This window comes from Escherichia sp. E2586 (assembly GCF_005781105.1).
Classification (GTDB): domain Bacteria; phylum Pseudomonadota; class Gammaproteobacteria; order Enterobacterales; family Enterobacteriaceae; genus Escherichia.
The window spans coordinates 406685-425711 of record NZ_VATN01000004.1; the positions used below are offsets into that span (position 1 = coordinate 406685).

A 19027-nucleotide genomic window follows, 5' to 3' on the forward strand; every position below is an offset into this window, starting at 1 on the left:
GGCTGGCGGCGTTTTGCTTTTTATTCTGTCTCAACTCTGGATGTTTCATGAAGCAACTCACCATTCTGGGCTCGACCGGCTCGATTGGTTGCAGCACGCTGGACGTGGTGCGCCATAATCCCGAACACTTCCGCGTAGTTGCGCTGGTGGCAGGCAAAAATGTCACTCGCATGGTAGAACAGTGCCTGGAGTTCTCTCCCCGCTATGCCGTTATGGACGATGAAGCGAGTGCGAAACTTCTTAAAACGATGCTACAGCAACAGGGTAGCCGCACCGAAGTCTTAAGCGGGCAACAAGCTGCCTGCGATATGGCGGCGCTTGAAGATGTTGATCAGGTGATGGCGGCGATTGTGGGCGCTGCTGGCCTGTTACCTACCCTTGCCGCGATCCGCGCCGGTAAAACCATCCTGCTGGCAAACAAAGAATCACTGGTCACCTGCGGACGTCTGTTTATGGACGCAGTAAAGCAGAGTAAAGCACAGTTATTACCGGTCGATAGCGAACACAACGCCATTTTTCAGAGTTTACCGCAACCTATTCAGCATAATCTGGGATACGCTGACCTTGAGCAAAATGGCGTGGTGTCCATTTTACTTACCGGGTCTGGTGGCCCTTTCCGTGAGACGCCCTTGCGCGATTTGGCAACAATGACGCCCGATCAAGCATGCCGTCATCCGAACTGGTCGATGGGACGTAAAATTTCTGTCGATTCGGCTACCATGATGAACAAAGGTCTGGAATACATTGAAGCTCGCTGGTTGTTTAACGCCAGCGCCAGCCAGATGGAAGTGCTAATTCACCCGCAGTCAGTGATTCACTCGATGGTGCGTTATCAGGACGGCAGCGTTCTGGCGCAACTGGGCGAACCCGACATGCGTACGCCAATTGCCCACACCATGGCATGGCCGAATCGCGTGAACTCTGGCGTGAAGCCGCTCGATTTTTGCAAACTAAGTGCGTTGACATTTGCCGCACCAGATTATGAGCGTTATCCATGCCTGAAACTGGCGATGAAGGCGTTCGAACAGGGCCAGGCAGCGACGACCGCATTGAATGCTGCAAACGAAATCACTGTTGCAGCCTTTCTTGCGCAACAAATCCGCTTTACGGATATCGCCGCGTTGAATTTATCCGTGCTGGAAAAAATGGATATGCGCGAACCACAATGTGTGGACGATGTGTTGTCTGTTGATGCCAATGCGCGTGAGGTCGCCAGAAAAGAGGTGATGCGTCTCGCAAGCTGAGGATAATCCGGCTACAGAGAGTCGTGCTATTTGTTAGCGTAGGGCTTCAGTGATATAGTCTGCGCCATCTGATCGTCAGTAGTTGGCTTTGTAAGGTCAGATATGCCGTGGTTTTACACGGCTTTTTTTTGTATAGGCTTCAGTATTCCTGAGTACCGTAAACCCTATCAGGGAATAAAAAACGCGTGATGTTGTCTGCTACTCAACCACTTAGCGAAAAATTGCCAGCACATGGCTGTCGCCATGTTGCGATCATTATGGACGGCAATGGTCGCTGGGCAAAAAAGCAAGGGAAGATTCGTGCCTTTGGGCATAAAGCCGGGGCAAAATCCGTCCGCCGGGCTGTCTCTTTTGCGGCCAACAACGGTATTGAGGCGTTAACGCTGTATGCCTTTAGTAGTGAAAACTGGAACCGACCAGCGCAGGAAGTCAGTGCGTTAATGGAACTGTTTGTGTGGGCGCTTGATAGCGAAGTAAAAAGCCTGCACCGACATAACGTGCGTCTGCGTATTATTGGCGATACCAGTCGCTTTAACTCGCGTTTGCAAGAACGTATTCGTAAATCTGAAGCGTTAACTGCCGGGAATACCGGTCTGACGCTAAATATTGCGGCGAACTACGGTGGACGTTGGGATATTGCCCAGGGAGTCAGGCAACTGGCTGAAAAGGTGCAGCAAGGAAACCTGCAACCGGATCAGATAGATGAAGAGATGCTTAACCAGCATGTCTGTATGCATGAACTGGCCCCTGTAGATTTAGTAATTAGGACTGGGGGGGAGCATCGCATTAGTAACTTTTTGCTTTGGCAAATTGCCTATGCCGAACTTTACTTTACAGATGTTCTTTGGCCCGATTTCGATGAACAAGACTTTGAAGGGGCGTTAAATGCCTTTGCTAATCGTGAGCGTCGTTTCGGCGGCACCGAGCCCGGTGATGAAACAGCCTGATGGGGGTCGCTTTTGCTGAAGTATCGCCTGATATCTGCTTTTGTTTTAATACCCGTAGTCATCGCGGCGCTGTTTTTGTTGCCGCCGGTGGGGTTCGCCATTGTAACGCTGGTAGTTTGTATGCTGGCGGCGTGGGAATGGGGACAGCTTAGCGGTTTTACCACTCGCTCGCAGCGGGTATGGCTGGCGGTGCTGTGCGGGTTATTGCTGGCGCTGATGCTTTTTCTATTGCCGGAATATCATCGGAATATTCATCAACCACTGGTTGAAGTCTCACTTTGGGCTTCGCTTGGTTGGTGGGGTGTTGCGTTATTATTGGTGCTATTTTACCCCGGTTCGGCGGCAATCTGGCGCAACTCTAAAACGTTACGCATTATTTTCGGTGTATTAACCATTGTGCCTTTCTTTTGGGGCATGCTGACGTTACGTGCCTGGCACTATGACGAGAATCATTACAGTGGCGCGATATGGCTGCTCTATGTCATGATCCTGGTCTGGGGAGCTGACTCAGGGGCATATATGTTTGGCAAATTATTTGGCAAACATAAGCTGGCGCCGAAGGTTTCTCCGGGTAAAACCTGGCAAGGTTTTATTGGCGGACTCGCGACCGCAGCAGTAATCTCATGGGGTTATGGTATGTGGGCGAATCTCGACGTCGCACCCGTCACCTTACTCATTTGCTCCATTGTCGCAGCGTTAGCTTCTGTGCTCGGCGACTTAACTGAGAGCATGTTTAAGCGCGAAGCAGGAATTAAGGACAGCGGTCATTTAATTCCAGGACACGGTGGTATTTTAGATCGTATTGATAGCCTGACGGCTGCGGTGCCGGTCTTTGCTTGCCTGTTGTTGCTGGTATTCAGGACGCTTTAACGGAAGGTATTATGCTGAGTTTTCTCTGGGATTTGGCTTCGTTCATTGTTGCACTGGGTGTGCTTATCACCGTGCATGAATTTGGTCATTTCTGGGTTGCCCGGCGCAGTGGTGTTCGCGTTGAGCGTTTCTCAATAGGTTTTGGTAAGGCGCTCTGGCGCCGCACTGACAAACTCGGCACCGAATATGTCATCGCCCTGATCCCCCTGGGCGGTTATGTCAAAATGCTGGATGAACGCGCAGAACCGGTTGTTCCGGAACTTCGCCACCATGCCTTCAACAATAAAACTGTTGGCCAGCGTGCAGCGATAATCGCCGCAGGTCCGGTTGCAAACTTCATTTTTGCTATCTTTGCTTACTGGCTGGTTTTTATCATTGGTGTTCCCGGCGTTCGTCCTGTTGTTGGTGAAATATCAGCCAACTCGATTGCCGGACAAGCACAAATTGTACCTGGCACGGAACTAAAAGCTGTAGATGGTATCGAAACGCCTGATTGGGATGCCGTGCGCTTACAACTGGTTGACAAAATCGGCGACGAAAGCACCACCCTTACGGTGGCACCTTTTGGCAGCGATCAACGACGAGATGTAAAGCTTGATTTGCGAAACTGGGCGTTTGAGCCTGATAAGGAAGATCCGGTATCTTCTTTGGGAATTCGCCCTCGTGGTCCGCAAATTGAACCTGTACTGGAAAATGTGTCACCAAACTCAGCGGCAAGTAAGGCGGGTTTGCAAGCAGGCGACAGGATCGTTAAAGTCGATGGTCAGCCATTAACGCAATGGCTGACGTTTGTGATGCTTGTCCGGGATAACCCGGATAAACCATTAGCGTTAGATATCGAAAGACAGGGGAGTCCCTTGTCTTTGACATTAATCCCGGAGAGCAAACCGGGTAAGGGTAAAGCGATTGGTTTTGCCGGCATTGAGCCGAAAGTCATTCCTTTGCCAGACGAGTATAAAGTTGTACGCCAGTATGGACCGTTCAACGCCATCGTTGAGGCCACGGACAAAACGTGGCAATTGATGAAGCTGACGGTCAGTATGCTGGGGAAATTGATCACCGGTGATGTGAAACTGAACAACCTCAGTGGGCCGATCTCTATCGCCAAGGGGGCTGGGATGACAGCGGAACTCGGGGTTGTTTATTACCTGCCGTTCCTTGCGCTTATTAGCGTGAACTTAGGGATAATTAACCTGTTTCCGTTGCCCGTACTTGACGGGGGGCATCTGCTGTTCCTTGCGATCGAAAAGATCAAGGGCGGACCGGTATCCGAGCGGGTTCAAGACTTTTGTTATCGCATTGGCTCGATTCTGCTGGTGCTGTTAATGGGGCTTGCACTTTTCAATGATTTCTCTCGGTTATGAGAGTTAGTTAGGAAGAACGCATAATAACGATGGCGATGAAAAAGTTGCTCATAGCGTCGCTGCTGTTTAGCAGCGCCACCGTATACGGTGCTGAAGGGTTCGTAGTGAAAGACATTCATTTCGAAGGCCTTCAGCGTGTCGCCGTTGGTGCGGCCCTCCTCAGTATGCCGGTGCGCACAGGCGACACGGTTAATGATGAAGATATCAGTAATACCATTCGCGCTCTGTTTGCTACCGGCAACTTTGAGGATGTTCGCGTCCTTCGTGATGGTGATACCCTTCTGGTTCAGGTAAAAGAACGTCCGACCATTGCCAGCATCACTTTCTCCGGTAACAAATCGGTGAAAGATGACATGCTGAAGCAAAACCTCGAGGCTTCTGGCGTGCGAGTGGGGGAATCCCTCGATCGCACCACCATTGCCGATATCGAGAAAGGTTTGGAAGACTTCTACTACAGCGTCGGTAAATACAGCGCCAGCGTAAAAGCTGTCGTGACCCCACTGCCGCGTAACCGTGTTGACCTAAAACTGGTGTTCCAGGAAGGTGTGTCAGCTGAAATCCAGCAAATCAACATTGTTGGTAACCATGCTTTCACCACCGACGAACTGATCTCTCATTTCCAGCTGCGTGACGAAGTGCCGTGGTGGAACGTGGTAGGCGATCGTAAATACCAGAAACAGAAACTGGCGGGCGACCTTGAAACCCTGCGCAGCTACTATCTGGATCGCGGTTATGCCCGTTTCAACATCGACTCTACTCAGGTCAGTCTGACTCCAGATAAAAAAGGTATCTACGTCACGGTAAACATCACCGAAGGCGATCAGTACAAACTCTCTGGCGTTGAAGTGAGCGGTAACCTTGCCGGGCACTCTGCGGAAATCGAACAGTTGACTAAGATCGAGCCGGGTGAGCTGTATAACGGCACCAAAGTGACCAAAATGGAAGATGACATTAAAAAACTTCTCGGTCGCTACGGTTATGCCTATCCGCGCGTGCAGTCGATGCCTGAAATCAACGACGCCGACAAAACCGTTAAATTACGTGTGAACGTTGATGCGGGTAACCGTTTCTACGTACGTAAGATCCGTTTTGAAGGTAACGACACCTCGAAAGATGCCGTCCTGCGCCGCGAAATGCGCCAGATGGAAGGTGCCTGGTTAGGCAGCGATCTGGTCGATCAGGGTAAAGAACGTCTGAATCGTCTGGGCTTCTTTGAAACGGTTGATACCGATACCCAACGTGTTCCGGGTAGCCCGGACCAGGTTGACGTGGTCTACAAGGTAAAAGAGCGCAACACCGGTAGCTTCAACTTTGGTATCGGTTACGGTACTGAAAGTGGTGTGAGCTTCCAGGCTGGCGTGCAGCAGGATAACTGGTTAGGTACCGGTTATGCTGTTGGTATCAACGGGACCAAAAACGATTACCAGACCTATGCTGAATTGTCGGTAACCAACCCGTACTTCACTGTAGATGGTGTAAGCCTTGGCGGTCGTGTCTTCTATAATGACTTCCAGGCAGATGACGCTGACCTGTCCGACTATACCAACAAGAGTTATGGTACAGACGTGACGTTGGGCTTCCCGATCAACGAATATAACTCGCTACGTGCGGGTTTGGGTTATGTCCATAACTCCCTGTCCAACATGCAGCCGCAGGTTGCGATGTGGCGTTATCTCTACTCTATGGGTGAGCATCCAAACACCTCTGATCAGGATAACAGCTTCAAAACGGACGACTTCACGTTTAACTATGGTTGGACCTATAACAAGCTCGACCGTGGTTACTTCCCGACGGATGGTTCCCGTGTCAACCTGACCGGTAAAGTGACCATTCCGGGATCGGATAACGAATACTATAAAGTGACGTTAGACACGGCGACCTATGTGCCGATCGACGACGATCACAAATGGGTTGTTCTGGGTCGTACTCGTTGGGGCTACGGTGATGGTTTAGGCGGCAAAGAAATGCCGTTCTATGAAAACTTCTATGCAGGTGGTTCCAGCACCGTGCGTGGCTTCCAGTCCAATACCATCGGTCCGAAAGCGGTTTACTTCCCGCATCAGGCCAGTGATTATAATCCGGACTACGATTATGAATGTGCAACTCAGGACGGTGCAACCGACCTGTGTAAATCGGATGATGCAATCGGGGGGAACGCTATGGCGGTTGCCAGCCTGGAACTCATCACTCCGACGCCGTTCATTAGCGATAAGTATGCCAACTCGGTCCGTACCTCCTTCTTCTGGGATATGGGTACCGTTTGGGATACTAACTGGGATTCAAGTCAGTACTCTGGATATCCGGACTATAGTGATCCAAGCAATATCCGTATGTCTGCGGGTATCGCATTACAATGGATGTCCCCATTGGGGCCGTTGGTGTTCTCCTACGCCCAGCCGTTCAAAAAGTACGATGGAGACAAGGCTGAACAGTTCCAGTTTAACATTGGTAAAACCTGGTAAGTGTTCTCCACAAAGGAATGTAGTGGTAGTGTAGCGATGACTTTAGGCGATCTCGATAAGATCGCCGGGCCACGCAAAGAACTGCACCTTCCGGTGCAAATGGGATGGTAAGGAGTTTATTGTGAAAAAGTGGTTATTAGCGGCAGGTCTCGGTTTAGCACTGGCAACTTCTGCTCAGGCGGCTGACAAAATTGCAATCGTCAATATGGGCAGCCTGTTTCAGCAGGTAGCACAGAAAACCGGTGTTTCTAACACGCTGGAAAATGAGTTCAAAGGCCGTGCCAGCGAACTGCAGCGTATGGAAACTGATCTGCAAGCTAAAATGAAAAAGCTGCAGTCCATGAAAGCCGGCAGCGATCGCACTAAGCTGGAAAAAGACGTGATGGCTCAGCGCCAGACTTTTGCTCAGAAAGCGCAGGCTTTTGAGCAGGATCGTGCACGTCGTTCCAACGAAGAACGCGGTAAACTGGTTACTCGTATCCAGACTGCTGTGAAATCCGTTGCCAGCAGCCAGAGCATCGATCTGGTTGTTGACGCAAACGCCGTTGCTTACAACAGCAGCGATGTAAAAGACATCACTGCTGACGTACTGAAACAGGTTAAATAAGTAATGCCTTCAATTCGACTGGCTGATTTAGCGCAGCAGTTGGATGCAGAACTACACGGTGATGGCGATATCGTCATCACCGGCGTTGCGTCCATGCAATCTGCACAAACAGGTCACATCACGTTCATGGTTAACCCTAAATACCGTGAATATTTAGGCTTGTGCCAGGCGTCCGCGGTTGTCATGACTCAGGACGATCTCCCTTTCGCGAAAAGTGCCGCGCTGGTAGTGAAGAATCCCTACCTGACTTACGCGCGCATGGCGCAAATTTTAGATACCACGCCACAGCCCGCGCAAAACATTGCACCGAGTGCAGTGATCGACGCGACGGCGAAGCTGGGTAACAACGTATCAATTGGCGCTAACGCGGTGATTGAGTCCGGCGTTGAACTGGGCGATAACGTGGTTATCGGCGCCGGTTGCTTCGTTGGTAAAAACAGCAAAATCGGTGCAGGTTCGCGTCTTTGGGCGAACGTGACGATTTACCATGAGATCCAGATTGGTCAGAATTGCCTGATCCAATCCGGAACTGTGGTAGGCGCAGACGGCTTTGGCTATGCCAACGATCGTGGTAACTGGGTGAAGATCCCGCAGATTGGTCGCGTAATTATTGGCGATCGCGTGGAGATCGGCGCATGTACCACCATCGATCGCGGTGCGCTGGACGACACCGTTATTGGCAATGGCGTGATCATTGATAACCAGTGCCAGATTGCACATAACGTCGTGATTGGCGACAATACAGCGGTTGCCGGTGGCGTCATTATGGCGGGCAGCCTGAAAATTGGTCGTTACTGCATGATCGGCGGTGCCAGCGTAATCAACGGGCATATGGAAATATGCGATAAAGTGACGGTTACGGGCATGGGTATGGTGATGCGTCCCATCACTGAACCAGGCGTCTATTCCTCAGGCATTCCGCTGCAACCCAACAAAGTCTGGCGCAAAACCGCTGCACTGGTGATGAACATTGATGACATGAGCAAGCGTCTGAAGTCGCTTGAGCGCAAGGTTAATCAACAAGACTAACGTTCCATCTTTTGTTCGCCAAACTTTACGGCCTGTCTCATTCTTACGATTGCGGCAGGCCGTGTTATTATTGTCGTTTCTTATATTTTGACAGGAAGAGTATCTTGACTACTAACACTCATACTCTGCAGATTGAAGAGATTTTAGAACTTCTGCCGCACCGTTTCCCGTTCTTACTGGTGGATCGCGTGCTGGATTTTGAAGAAGGTCGTTTTCTGCGCGCAGTAAAAAATGTCTCTGTCAATGAGCCATTCTTCCAGGGCCATTTCCCTGGAAAACCGATTTTCCCGGGTGTGCTGATTCTGGAAGCTATGGCACAGGCAACAGGTATTCTGGCGTTTAAAAGCGTAGGAAAACTGGAACCGGGTGAGCTGTACTACTTCGCCGGTATTGACGAAGCGCGCTTCAAGCGCCCGGTCGTGCCAGGCGATCAAATGATCATGGAAGTCACTTTCGAAAAAACGCGCCGCGGCCTGACCCGTTTTAAAGGGGTTGCTCTGGTCGACGGTAAAGTAGTTTGCGAAGCAACGATGATGTGTGCTCGTAGCCGGGAGGCCTGATACGTGATTGATAAATCCGCCTTTGTGCATCCAACTGCCATTGTGGAAGAGGGCGCGTCGATTGGCGCTAACGCCCACATTGGTCCTTTTTGTATCGTTGGACCCCATGTCGAAATTGGTGAGGGTACCGTACTGAAATCTCACGTTGTCGTGAATGGTCATACTAAAATTGGCCGCGACAATGAGATTTATCAGTTCGCCTCCATCGGTGAAGTTAACCAGGATCTGAAATATGCTGGCGAACCGACCCGCGTGGAAATCGGCGATCGTAACCGCATTCGCGAAAGCGTCACCATTCATCGTGGCACGGTCCAGGGCGGTGGATTGACGAAGGTGGGCAGCGACAACTTACTGATGATCAACGCGCACATTGCGCACGATTGTACGGTAGGTAACCGCTGCATTCTCGCCAACAACGCAACGCTGGCGGGTCACGTATCGGTAGACGACTTCGCGATCATCGGCGGCATGACCGCAGTCCATCAGTTCTGCATCATTGGTGCGCACGTGATGGTAGGCGGTTGCTCTGGTGTGGCGCAGGACGTCCCTCCTTATGTCATTGCGCAGGGTAACCATGCAACACCGTTCGGTGTCAATATCGAAGGGCTGAAGCGCCGCGGATTCAGCCGTGAGGCGATTACCGCTATCCGCAATGCGTATAAGCTGATTTATCGCAGCGGTAAAACGCTCGATGAAGTGAAACCGGAAATTGCTGAACTGGCGGAAACATATCCGGAAGTGAAAGCGTTTACCGATTTCTTTGCACGCTCAACGCGCGGTCTGATTCGTTAATGACTGAACAGCGTCCATTAACGATTGCCCTGGTCGCCGGAGAAACCTCCGGCGATATCCTGGGGGCCGGTTTAATCCGTGCTCTGAAAGAACGTGTGCCCAATGCCCGCTTTGTTGGTGTTGCCGGGCCACGAATGCAAGCCGAAGGTTGCGAAGCCTGGTACGAAATGGAAGAGCTGGCGGTGATGGGCATTGTTGAAGTGCTCGGGCGTCTGCGTCGCTTACTGCATATTCGTGCCGATCTGACAAAGCGTTTTGGCGAACTGAAGCCAGATGTTTTTGTCGGTATTGATGCGCCTGACTTCAATATTACCCTTGAAGGTAACCTTAAAAAGCAGGGTATCAAAACCATTCATTATGTCAGTCCGTCTGTCTGGGCGTGGCGACAGAAACGCGTTTTCAAAATAGGCAGAGCCACCGATCTGGTGCTCGCATTTCTGCCTTTCGAAAAAGCGTTTTATGACAAATATAACGTGCCGTGCCGTTTTATCGGTCACACCATGGCTGATGCCATGCCGTTAGATCCAGATAAAAACGCCGCGCGTGATGTGCTGGGGATCCCTCACGATGCCCACTGTCTGGCATTGTTGCCGGGAAGTCGTGGCGCGGAAGTTGAGATGCTTAGCGCCGATTTCCTGAAAACTGCCCAGCTTTTGCGCCAGACGTACCCTGATCTGGAGATCGTGGTGCCGCTGGTAAATGCCAAACGCCGTGAGCAGTTTGAACGCATCAAAGCTGAAGTCGCGCCAGACCTGTCGGTTCATATGCTGGATGGAATGGGCCGTGAGGCGATGGTCGCCAGCGATGCGGCGCTATTGGCATCGGGTACGGCTGCACTGGAGTGCATGCTGGCGAAATGCCCGATGGTGGTGGGGTATCGCATGAAGCCTTTCACCTTCTGGTTGGCGAAGCGGCTGGTGAAAACCGATTATGTCTCGCTGCCAAACCTGCTGGCGGGCAGAGAGTTAGTTAAAGAATTATTGCAGGAAGAGTGTGAGCCGCAAAAACTGGCTGAGTCGCTGTTACCGCTGTTGGCGAACGGGAAAACCAGCCACGCGATGCACGACACCTTCCGCGAGTTGCATCAGCAGATCCGCTGCAATGCCGATGAGCAGGCGGCACAAGCCGTTCTGGAGTTAGCACAATGATCGAATTTGTCTATCCGCACACGAATCTGGTTGCAGGTGTGGATGAAGTTGGGCGCGGGCCGTTGGTTGGCGCGGTCGTTACCGCTGCCGTGATCCTCGATCCGGCGCGCCCGATTGTCGGGTTGAATGATTCCAAAAAGCTAAGTGAAAAACGTCGTCTTGCGCTCTGTGAAGAGATCAAAGAGAAAGCGTTAAGCTGGAGCCTGGGCCGTGCGGAACCTCATGAAATCGACGAACTGAATATTTTACACGCGACCATGCTGGCGATGCAGCGTGCCGTCGCTGGGCTGCATATTGCGCCGGAATATGTGTTGGTTGATGGTAACCGCTGCCCGAAATTACCGATGCCGTCGATGGCTGTAGTTAAAGGCGATAGCCGCGTACCGGAAATCAGTGCTGCGTCTATCCTGGCGAAAGTGACGCGCGACGCTGAAATGGCGGCGCTGGACATCGTTTATCCACAATATGGCTTTGCCCAACACAAAGGGTATCCAACCGCTTTTCATCTGGAAAAACTGGCTGAATATGGCGCGACTGAACATCATCGTCGCAGCTTTGGGCCTGTCAAACGCGCACTGGGACTTGCGTCCTGATTCTTGTGTCGAGATTAAGTAAACCGGAATCTGAAGATGTCTGAACCACGTTTCGTACACCTGCGGGTGCACAGCGACTACTCGATGATCGATGGCCTGGCCAAAACCGCGCCGCTGGTAAAAAAGGCAGCGGCGTTGGGTATGCCTGCGCTGGCGATCACCGATTTCACCAACCTTTGCGGTCTGGTGAAGTTCTACGGAGCGGGACATGGCGCAGGGATTAAGCCCATCGTCGGGGCGGATTTTAATGTCCAGTGCGACTTATTGGGTGATGAGTTAACCCACCTGACTGTGCTGGCGGCGAACAATACCGGCTATCAGAATCTGACGTTGCTGATCTCAAAAGCGTATCAGCGCGGTTACGGTGCCGCCGGACCGATCATCGATCGCGACTGGCTTATCGAATTAAACGAAGGGTTGATCCTTCTTTCCGGCGGGCGCATGGGCGACGTCGGACGCAGTCTTTTGCGTGGTAACAGCGCACTGGTGGACGAGTGTGTCGCGTTTTATGAAGAACACTTCCCGGATCGCTATTTTCTCGAACTGATTCGCACTGGCAGACCGGACGAAGAAAGCTATTTGCACGCGGCGGTGGAACTGGCGGAAGCGCGCGGTTTGCCCGTCGTGGCGACCAACGACGTGCGCTTTATCGACAGCAGCGACTTTGATGCACACGAAATCCGCGTCGCGATCCACGACGGCTTTACCCTCGACGATCCTAAACGCCCGCGTAACTATTCGCCGCAGCAATATATGCGTAGCGAAGAGGAGATGTGCGAGCTGTTTGCAGACATCCCCGAAGCCCTTGCCAACACCGTTGAGATCGCCAAACGTTGTAACGTGACTGTGCGTCTTGGTGAATACTTCCTGCCGCAGTTCCCGACCGGGGACATGAGTACTGAAGATTATCTGGTCAAGCGTGCAAAAGAGGGGCTGGAAGAGCGTCTGGCATTTTTATTCCCTGATGAAGAAGAACGTGTTAAGCGCCGCCCGGAATATGACGAGCGTCTGGAGACTGAACTTCAGGTTATCAACCAGATGGGCTTCCCGGGCTACTTCCTCATCGTTATGGAATTTATCCAGTGGTCGAAAGATAACGGCGTACCGGTAGGGCCGGGCCGTGGATCCGGTGCAGGGTCACTGGTGGCCTACGCGCTGAAAATCACCGACCTCGATCCGCTGGAATTTGACCTGCTGTTCGAACGTTTCCTTAACCCGGAACGTGTCTCCATGCCTGACTTTGACGTTGACTTCTGTATGGAGAAACGCGATCAGGTGATCGAACACGTGGCAGACATGTACGGTCGTGATGCGGTATCGCAGATCATCACCTTCGGTACGATGGCGGCGAAAGCGGTGATCCGCGACGTAGGCCGCGTGCTGGGGCATCCGTACGGCTTTGTCGACCGTATCTCGAAACTGATCCCGCCCGATCCGGGGATGACGCTGGCAAAAGCGTTTGAAGCTGAGCCACAGCTGCCGGAAATCTACGAAGCGGATGAAGAAGTTAAGGCGCTGATCGACATGGCGCGCAAACTGGAAGGGGTCACCCGTAACGCCGGTAAGCACGCCGGTGGGGTGGTTATCGCGCCGACAAAAATTACTGATTTTGCGCCACTTTATTGCGATGAAGAGGGCAAACATCCGGTCACCCAGTTTGATAAAAGCGACGTTGAATACGCCGGGCTGGTGAAGTTCGACTTCCTCGGCCTGCGTACGCTCACCATCATCAACTGGGCGCTGGAGATGATCAACAAGCGGCGAGCGAAGAATGGCGAGCCGCCGCTGGATATCGCCGCGATCCCGCTGGATGATAAGAAAAGCTTCGACATGCTGCAACGCTCGGAAACCACGGCGGTATTCCAGCTTGAATCGCGCGGCATGAAGGACCTGATCAAGCGTCTGCAACCTGACTGCTTCGAAGATATGATCGCACTGGTGGCACTGTTCCGCCCCGGCCCGTTGCAATCAGGGATGGTGGATAACTTTATCGACCGTAAACATGGTCGCGAAGAGATTTCCTACCCGGACGTGCAGTGGCAGCATGAAAGCCTGAAACCGGTACTGGAGCCAACCTACGGCATCATCCTGTATCAGGAACAGGTCATGCAGATTGCCCAGGTGCTTTCTGGTTATACCCTCGGTGGCGCGGATATGCTGCGTCGTGCGATGGGTAAGAAAAAGCCGGAAGAGATGGCTAAGCAGCGTTCTGTATTTGCTGAAGGTGCAGAAAAGAACGGGATCAACGCCGAACTGGCGATGAAAATCTTCGATCTGGTGGAAAAATTCGCCGGTTACGGATTTAACAAATCGCACTCTGCGGCCTATGCTTTGGTGTCATATCAAACGTTATGGCTGAAAGCGCACTATCCGGCGGAGTTTATGGCGGCGGTAATGACCGCCGATATGGATAATACCGAGAAGGTGGTGGGCCTGGTGGATGAGTGCTGGCGGATGGGGCTGAAAATCCTGCCACCAGATATAAACTCCGGTCTTTACCATTTCCACGTCAACGACGACGGCGAAATCGTGTATGGTATTGGCGCGATCAAAGGGGTAGGTGAAGGTCCGATTGAGGCCATCATCGAAGCCCGAAATAAAGGCGGCTATTTCCGCGAACTGTTTGATCTCTGCGCTCGTACCGACACCAAAAAGTTAAACCGGCGAGTGCTGGAAAAACTGATCATGTCCGGGGCGTTTGACCGTCTGGGTCCACACCGCGCGGCGCTGATGAACTCGCTGGGCGATGCGTTAAAAGCGGCAGATCAACACGCGAAAGCGGAAGCCATCGGTCAGGCCGATATGTTCGGCGTGCTGGCCGAAGAGCCGGAACAAATTGAACAATCCTACGCCAGCTGCCAGCCGTGGCCGGAGCAGGTGGTGTTAGATGGGGAACGTGAAACGTTGGGGCTGTACCTGACGGGCCACCCCATCAATCAGTATTTAAAAGAGATTGAGCGTTATGTCGGAGGCGTAAGGCTGAAAGACATGCACCCGACAGAACGTGGTAAAGTCACCACGGCTGCGGGGCTCGTTGTTGCCGCGCGGGTTATGGTCACCAAGCGCGGCAATCGTATCGGTATCTGCACGCTGGATGACCGTTCCGGGCGCCTGGAAGTGATGTTGTTTACAGACGCCCTGGATAAATACCAGCAATTGCTGGAAAAAGACCGCATACTTATCGTCAGCGGACAGGTCAGCTTTGATGACTTCAGCGGTGGGCTTAAAATGACCGCTCGCGAAGTGATGGATATTGACGAAGCCCGGGAAAAATATGCTCGCGGGCTTGCTATCTCGCTGACGGACAGGCAAATTGATGACCAGCTTTTAAACCGACTCCGTCAGTCTCTGGAACCCCACCGCTCTGGGACAATTCCAGTACATCTCTACTATCAGAGGGCGGATGCACGCGCGCGGTTGCGTTTTGGCGCGACGTGGCGTGTCTCTCCGAGCGATCGTTTGTTAAACGATCTCCGTGGCCTCATTGGTTCGGAGCAGGTGGAACTGGAGTTTGACTAATACAGGAATACTATGAGTCTGAATTTCCTTGATTTTGAACAGCCGATTGCAGAGCTGGAAGCGAAAATCGATTCTCTGACTGCGGTTAGCCGTCAGGACGAGAAACTGGATATTAACATCGATGAAGAAGTGCATCGTCTGCGTGAAAAAAGCGTAGAACTGACACGTAAAATCTTCGCCGATCTCGGCGCATGGCAGATTGCCCAACTGGCACGCCATCCACAGCGCCCTTATACCCTGGATTACGTTCGCCTGGCATTTGATGAATTTGACGAACTGGCTGGTGATCGTGCGTATGCAGATGACAAAGCTATCGTCGGTGGTATCGCACGTCTTGACGGTCGTCCGGTGATGATCATTGGTCATCAGAAAGGTCGTGAAACCAAAGAAAAAATTCGCCGTAACTTTGGTATGCCAGCACCAGAAGGTTACCGCAAAGCTCTGCGTCTGATGCAAATGGCTGAACGCTTTAAGATGCCAATCATCACCTTTATCGACACTCCTGGAGCTTATCCGGGCGTGGGCGCAGAAGAACGCGGTCAGTCTGAAGCCATCGCGCGCAACCTGCGTGAAATGTCTCGCCTTAGTGTACCGACTATTTGTACCGTTATCGGTGAAGGTGGTTCTGGCGGCGCGCTGGCGATTGGCGTGGGCGATAAAGTGAATATGCTGCAATACAGCACCTATTCCGTTATCTCGCCGGAAGGTTGTGCGTCCATTCTGTGGAAGAGCGCCGACAAAGCGCCGCTGGCGGCTGAAGCGATGGGTATCATCGCTCCGCGTTTGAAAGAACTGAAACTGATCGACTCCATCATCCCGGAACCGCTGGGCGGCGCTCACCGTAACCCGGAAGCGATGGCGGCGTCTTTGAAAGCGCAACTGCTGGCGGATCTGGCCGATCTCGACGTGTTAAGCACTGAAGATTTAAAAAATCGTCGTTATCAGCGCCTGATGAGCTACGGCTACGCGTAATTCGCAAAAGTTCTGAAAAAGGGTCACTTCGGTGGCCTTTTTTTCTATGTAGTTTATTTAGTCATATTATAAATTACATTTAGATAATCTTACTTTCGTTTTCTCCTGCCATAAAATTCTTGAACTCCTGTTGATAACTCCGATTTCGGAGGCATATACCAATATACACAGTGGTCAAAAATAATATAAATTTATCAATCTTATAGAATTTTTAAGGATAAAATATGAAAGCAATTTTAGGATTTGATCATCTTCTTATGCCGCGTGTTCTGGTGTTTTTTTACTGGCTGGCTATGGTGCTGACACTGATAGGCGGCGTCTTCTCCATATTTAGCGGAAACATTATCTTAGGGGTAGCTTATACCGTCATTGGTCTTATAAGCTGTCGTATGACTTTCGAATTAATTATGATAGCGTTTAAGAATAACGAATATTTGCGCCGCATTGCCGAGAGTGTTAGCAAGAATAGCGCAGAGTAATCTCCCGCAAAGCGCTTCACCAAACCGCATCTCAACCGCTATTACAGGCGTTTGAGATGTTGTTTTAAAGTCAGTGTAAATGTCTGATTCATCTTTCCTGTAATTTGTGCGTATTATCAATATATAGCGATGCACGTGCGTATCATATCAATGCAGGAGATTCTATGTTGGGGTTAAAACAGGTTCACCATATTGCGATTATTGCGACGGATTATGCGGTGAGCAAAGCTTTTTACTGCGACATTCTCGGCTTCACGTTGCAAAGCGAAGTCTATCGTGAAGCGCGAGATTCGTGGAAAGGGGATTTGGCACTTAACGGGCAGTACGTGATTGAGCTTTTCTCATTTCCGTTTCCGCCGCAACGACCCAGTCGACCGGAAGCCTGCGGCCTGCGCCATCTGGCTTTTAGCGTTGATGATATCGATACGGCAGTGGCGCACCTGGAAAGCAATAACGTGAAATGTGAAGCGATACGTGTCGATCCATACACGCAAAAACGCTTCACGTTCTTTAACGACCCTGACGGACTGCCGCTGGAACTGTATGAGCAGTAAGGCTTGTCATTACTGCATTTGCCCGGTAACGTGCCGGGCATCGCTACTGTAAAATCGCGCTATCATGACACTCACACTGAATACACAATTTCTCACCTCACGCCAGATTCTGGCGGCCTTTAGCGGCGGGCTTGACTCTACCGTTCTGCTGCATCAACTGGTGCAGTGGCGGGCGGAAAATCCGGGCGTCGCTTTGCGCGCTATCCATGTGCATCATGGGTTAAGTGCCAATGCTGATGCCTGGGTTACGCATTGCGAAAACATCTGCCAGCAGTGGCAGGTGCCGCTGGTGGTCGAGCGTGTGCAGCTTGCGCAAGAGGGGTTAGGCATTGAGGCCCAGGCGCGGCAGGCGCGTTATCAGGCATTTGCCCGCACCTTGTTACCTGGCGAAGTGCTGGTCACAGCGCAACATCTTGACGATCAATGTGAAACCTTTCTGCTGGCGCTAAAACGCGGAAGCGGCCCCGCCGGGCTTTCGGCTATGGGGGAAGTCTCGGAGTTTGCCGGAACGCGGCTTATCCGTCCGTTGCTCGCCCGTACGCGGGGAGAACTGGCGCAGTGGGCATTGGCGCATGGTTTACGCTGGATTGAAGACGAAAGTAATCAGGACGATTCCTATGATCGTAACTTCCTGCGCCTGCGCGTGGTGCCGTTATTGCAGCAGCGTTGGCCACATTTTGCCGAAGCGACGGCCCGAAGTGCCGCACTTTGCGCCGAACAAGAGAGCCTGCTGGATGAACTGCTGGCGGATGATTTAGCTCACTGCCAAACGCCGCAAAGGACGCTGCAGATTGCGCCAATGCTGGCGATGAGTGATGCCCGTCGCGCCGCGATCATCCGCCGCTGGCTGGCAGGGCTGAATGCCCCAATGCCTTCCCGCGACGCGCTGGTGCGGATCTGGCAGGAAGTGGCGCTGGCGCGGGAAGATGCTTCCCCCTGTTTACGTTTTGGCGCGTTTGAAATCCGCCGCTATCAGTCGCAATTGTGGTGGATTAAATCCGTCGCCGGGCAAAGCGAAACCATTGTACCGTGGCAGGCGTGGCAACAGCCGCTGGAATTACCGGCGGGGCTAGGCTGCGTGCAGCTTACTGCGGGCGGGGAAATTCGCCCTCCACGTGCAGACGAAGCGGTCAGCGTGCGTTTTAAAGCGCCAGGATTGCTACATATTGTCGGGCGCAACGGCGGGCGTAAGCTAAAGAAAATCTGGCAAGAGCTGGGCGTACCGCCGTGGCTGCGTGACACCACGCCGCTGCTGTTTTATGGCGAAACGCTGATTGCGGCGGCAGGGGTATTTGTGACGCAAGAAGGTGTGGCTGAAGGTGAGAAGGGCGTAAGTTTTTTCTGGCAGAGAAACGCTTAGCTAAATGAAAGCCGGATAAGACGCATCAAACGTCGCATCCGGCGAAAGTCAATCAGGACTCGCTCACTACCACCGTACCGATTTCCGGGTGGCTAAAGCTGGTAATTTTATCCAGACGTAGCTCGCGGATTTCGCCAGCGGCCTCGACGACCAGATACTCCACATTTTTGCGGGAGACTAAATCGCTGGCCTTCGCCTGCAATTTTTCGCCATCTTTCAGCTCAAGTGTCAGCATTAAATGATGCTGGCAGGCGAGCTCAAGATTATCGTAATCATCACAATTGATTGGTTGATACGTATCATTCATTGACATAATCGCTCACCAGTAAGTTTGCCGCAGCGTATGCTGCTTTTTCCCTGACAGCCTCAGAAAGGGCGTCGTCGGCAGCCATTTCATTCAGCACTTTCAAAACGCAGCCCAGCGCGTCCGGAACGTATCCTAAGTCTCCGCTGGCGATTTCCGCGTACCGCTTGCGTATTAACTCACAATATTTTTCCACATGCCCTCCTGTCAGCACTCTGACTTA

General features: G+C 52.0%; 18 protein-coding genes. 16 read left to right on the forward strand and 2 right to left on the reverse strand.

Going from position 1 to position 19027, the window contains the following annotated elements; all coding sequences use genetic code 11:
* Positions 1–47: 47 nt before the first annotated feature.
* The 16 genes from ispC (at position 48) to tilS (ending at position 18500) form a co-directional block, all read left to right on the forward strand.
* A complete protein-coding gene (gene ispC, locus FEK50_RS05035; protein WP_131161218.1) occupies positions 48–1244 on the forward strand; it encodes a 1-deoxy-D-xylulose-5-phosphate reductoisomerase in 1197 nt (398 codons plus the stop codon).
* 188 nt (positions 1245–1432) lie between these two features.
* Entirely contained in the window at positions 1433–2191 is a 759-nt protein-coding gene (gene ispU / locus FEK50_RS05040; protein ID WP_112014149.1) for a (2E,6E)-farnesyl-diphosphate-specific ditrans,polycis-undecaprenyl-diphosphate synthase, read from the forward strand.
* A gap of 12 nt (positions 2192–2203) precedes the next feature.
* Entirely contained in the window at positions 2204–3061 is an 858-nt protein-coding gene (cdsA, locus tag FEK50_RS05045; protein ID WP_130205024.1) for a phosphatidate cytidylyltransferase, read from the forward strand.
* Positions 3062–3072: 11 nt separating this feature from the next.
* On the forward strand, positions 3073–4425 hold the full coding sequence (rseP, locus tag FEK50_RS05050; protein ID WP_131161217.1) for a sigma E protease regulator RseP: 1353 nt from the start codon (positions 3073–3075) through the stop codon (positions 4423–4425).
* Positions 4426–4454: 29 nt separating this feature from the next.
* The gene (gene bamA / locus FEK50_RS05055) at positions 4455–6887 is read left to right on the forward strand and encodes an outer membrane protein assembly factor BamA (protein ID WP_130205028.1); all 2433 of its coding nucleotides are present in this window, start codon (positions 4455–4457) and stop codon (positions 6885–6887) included.
* A 121-nt stretch (positions 6888–7008) separates the two neighbouring features.
* On the forward strand, positions 7009–7494 hold the full coding sequence (gene skp / locus FEK50_RS05060) for a molecular chaperone Skp (protein ID WP_000758958.1): 486 nt from the start codon (positions 7009–7011) through the stop codon (positions 7492–7494).
* Positions 7495–7497: 3 nt separating this feature from the next.
* Positions 7498–8523, forward strand: a complete 1026-nt coding sequence (gene lpxD / locus FEK50_RS05065; protein WP_131161216.1) for a UDP-3-O-(3-hydroxymyristoyl)glucosamine N-acyltransferase — start codon at positions 7498–7500, stop codon at positions 8521–8523.
* 104 nt (positions 8524–8627) lie between these two features.
* Complete coding sequence (gene fabZ, locus FEK50_RS05070; RefSeq protein ID WP_000210739.1) at positions 8628–9083, forward strand: 3-hydroxyacyl-ACP dehydratase FabZ; 456 nt, start codon at positions 8628–8630, stop codon at positions 9081–9083.
* 3 nt (positions 9084–9086) lie between these two features.
* A complete protein-coding gene (lpxA, locus tag FEK50_RS05075; protein ID WP_000565966.1) occupies positions 9087–9875 on the forward strand; it encodes an acyl-ACP--UDP-N-acetylglucosamine O-acyltransferase in 789 nt (262 codons plus the stop codon).
* Complete coding sequence (gene lpxB, locus FEK50_RS05080; RefSeq protein WP_130221597.1) at positions 9875–11023, forward strand: lipid-A-disaccharide synthase; 1149 nt, start codon at positions 9875–9877, stop codon at positions 11021–11023. Before lpxA ends, lpxB begins: the two co-directional genes overlap by 1 nt.
* Positions 11020–11616 (forward strand): ribonuclease HII, encoded by a 597-nt coding sequence (gene rnhB, locus FEK50_RS05085; protein WP_130205032.1) that lies wholly within the window; start codon positions 11020–11022, stop codon positions 11614–11616. The genes lpxB and rnhB overlap by 4 nt, the downstream gene beginning before the upstream one ends.
* A 36-nt stretch (positions 11617–11652) precedes the next feature.
* Positions 11653–15135 carry a DNA polymerase III subunit alpha gene (dnaE, locus tag FEK50_RS05090; RefSeq protein WP_130205034.1) on the forward strand — a complete coding sequence of 1161 codons (3483 nt, stop codon included), beginning with the start codon at positions 11653–11655 and terminating at the stop codon, positions 15133–15135.
* Positions 15136–15147: 12 nt separating this feature from the next.
* Positions 15148–16107 (forward strand): acetyl-CoA carboxylase carboxyl transferase subunit alpha, encoded by a 960-nt coding sequence (accA, locus tag FEK50_RS05095; protein WP_000055746.1) that lies wholly within the window; start codon positions 15148–15150, stop codon positions 16105–16107.
* A gap of 224 nt (positions 16108–16331) precedes the next feature.
* Positions 16332–16586: a DUF4282 domain-containing protein gene (locus tag FEK50_RS05100; protein ID WP_000644312.1), complete on the forward strand. Its 255-nt coding sequence runs from the start codon at positions 16332–16334 to the stop codon at positions 16584–16586.
* 164 nt (positions 16587–16750) lie between these two features.
* Positions 16751–17140 (forward strand): VOC family protein, encoded by a 390-nt coding sequence (locus FEK50_RS05105; protein ID WP_130205038.1) that lies wholly within the window; start codon positions 16751–16753, stop codon positions 17138–17140.
* A gap of 64 nt (positions 17141–17204) precedes the next feature.
* A complete protein-coding gene (gene tilS / locus FEK50_RS05110; RefSeq protein WP_131161215.1) occupies positions 17205–18500 on the forward strand; it encodes a tRNA lysidine(34) synthetase TilS in 1296 nt (431 codons plus the stop codon).
* A gap of 52 nt (positions 18501–18552) precedes the next feature.
* Here the strand turns inward: tilS and rof are convergent, their stop codons facing one another.
* Both rof and FEK50_RS05120 read right to left on the reverse strand, forming a co-directional pair.
* Positions 18553–18813 carry a Rho-binding antiterminator gene (rof, locus tag FEK50_RS05115; protein WP_021557560.1) on the reverse strand — a complete coding sequence of 87 codons (261 nt, stop codon included), beginning with the start codon at positions 18811–18813 and terminating at the stop codon, positions 18553–18555.
* Positions 18800–19000, reverse strand: a complete 201-nt coding sequence (locus FEK50_RS05120) for a YaeP family protein (protein WP_000417058.1) — start codon at positions 18998–19000, stop codon at positions 18800–18802. The genes rof and FEK50_RS05120 overlap by 14 nt, the downstream gene beginning before the upstream one ends.
* Between the last annotated feature and the right edge of the window lie 27 nt (positions 19001–19027).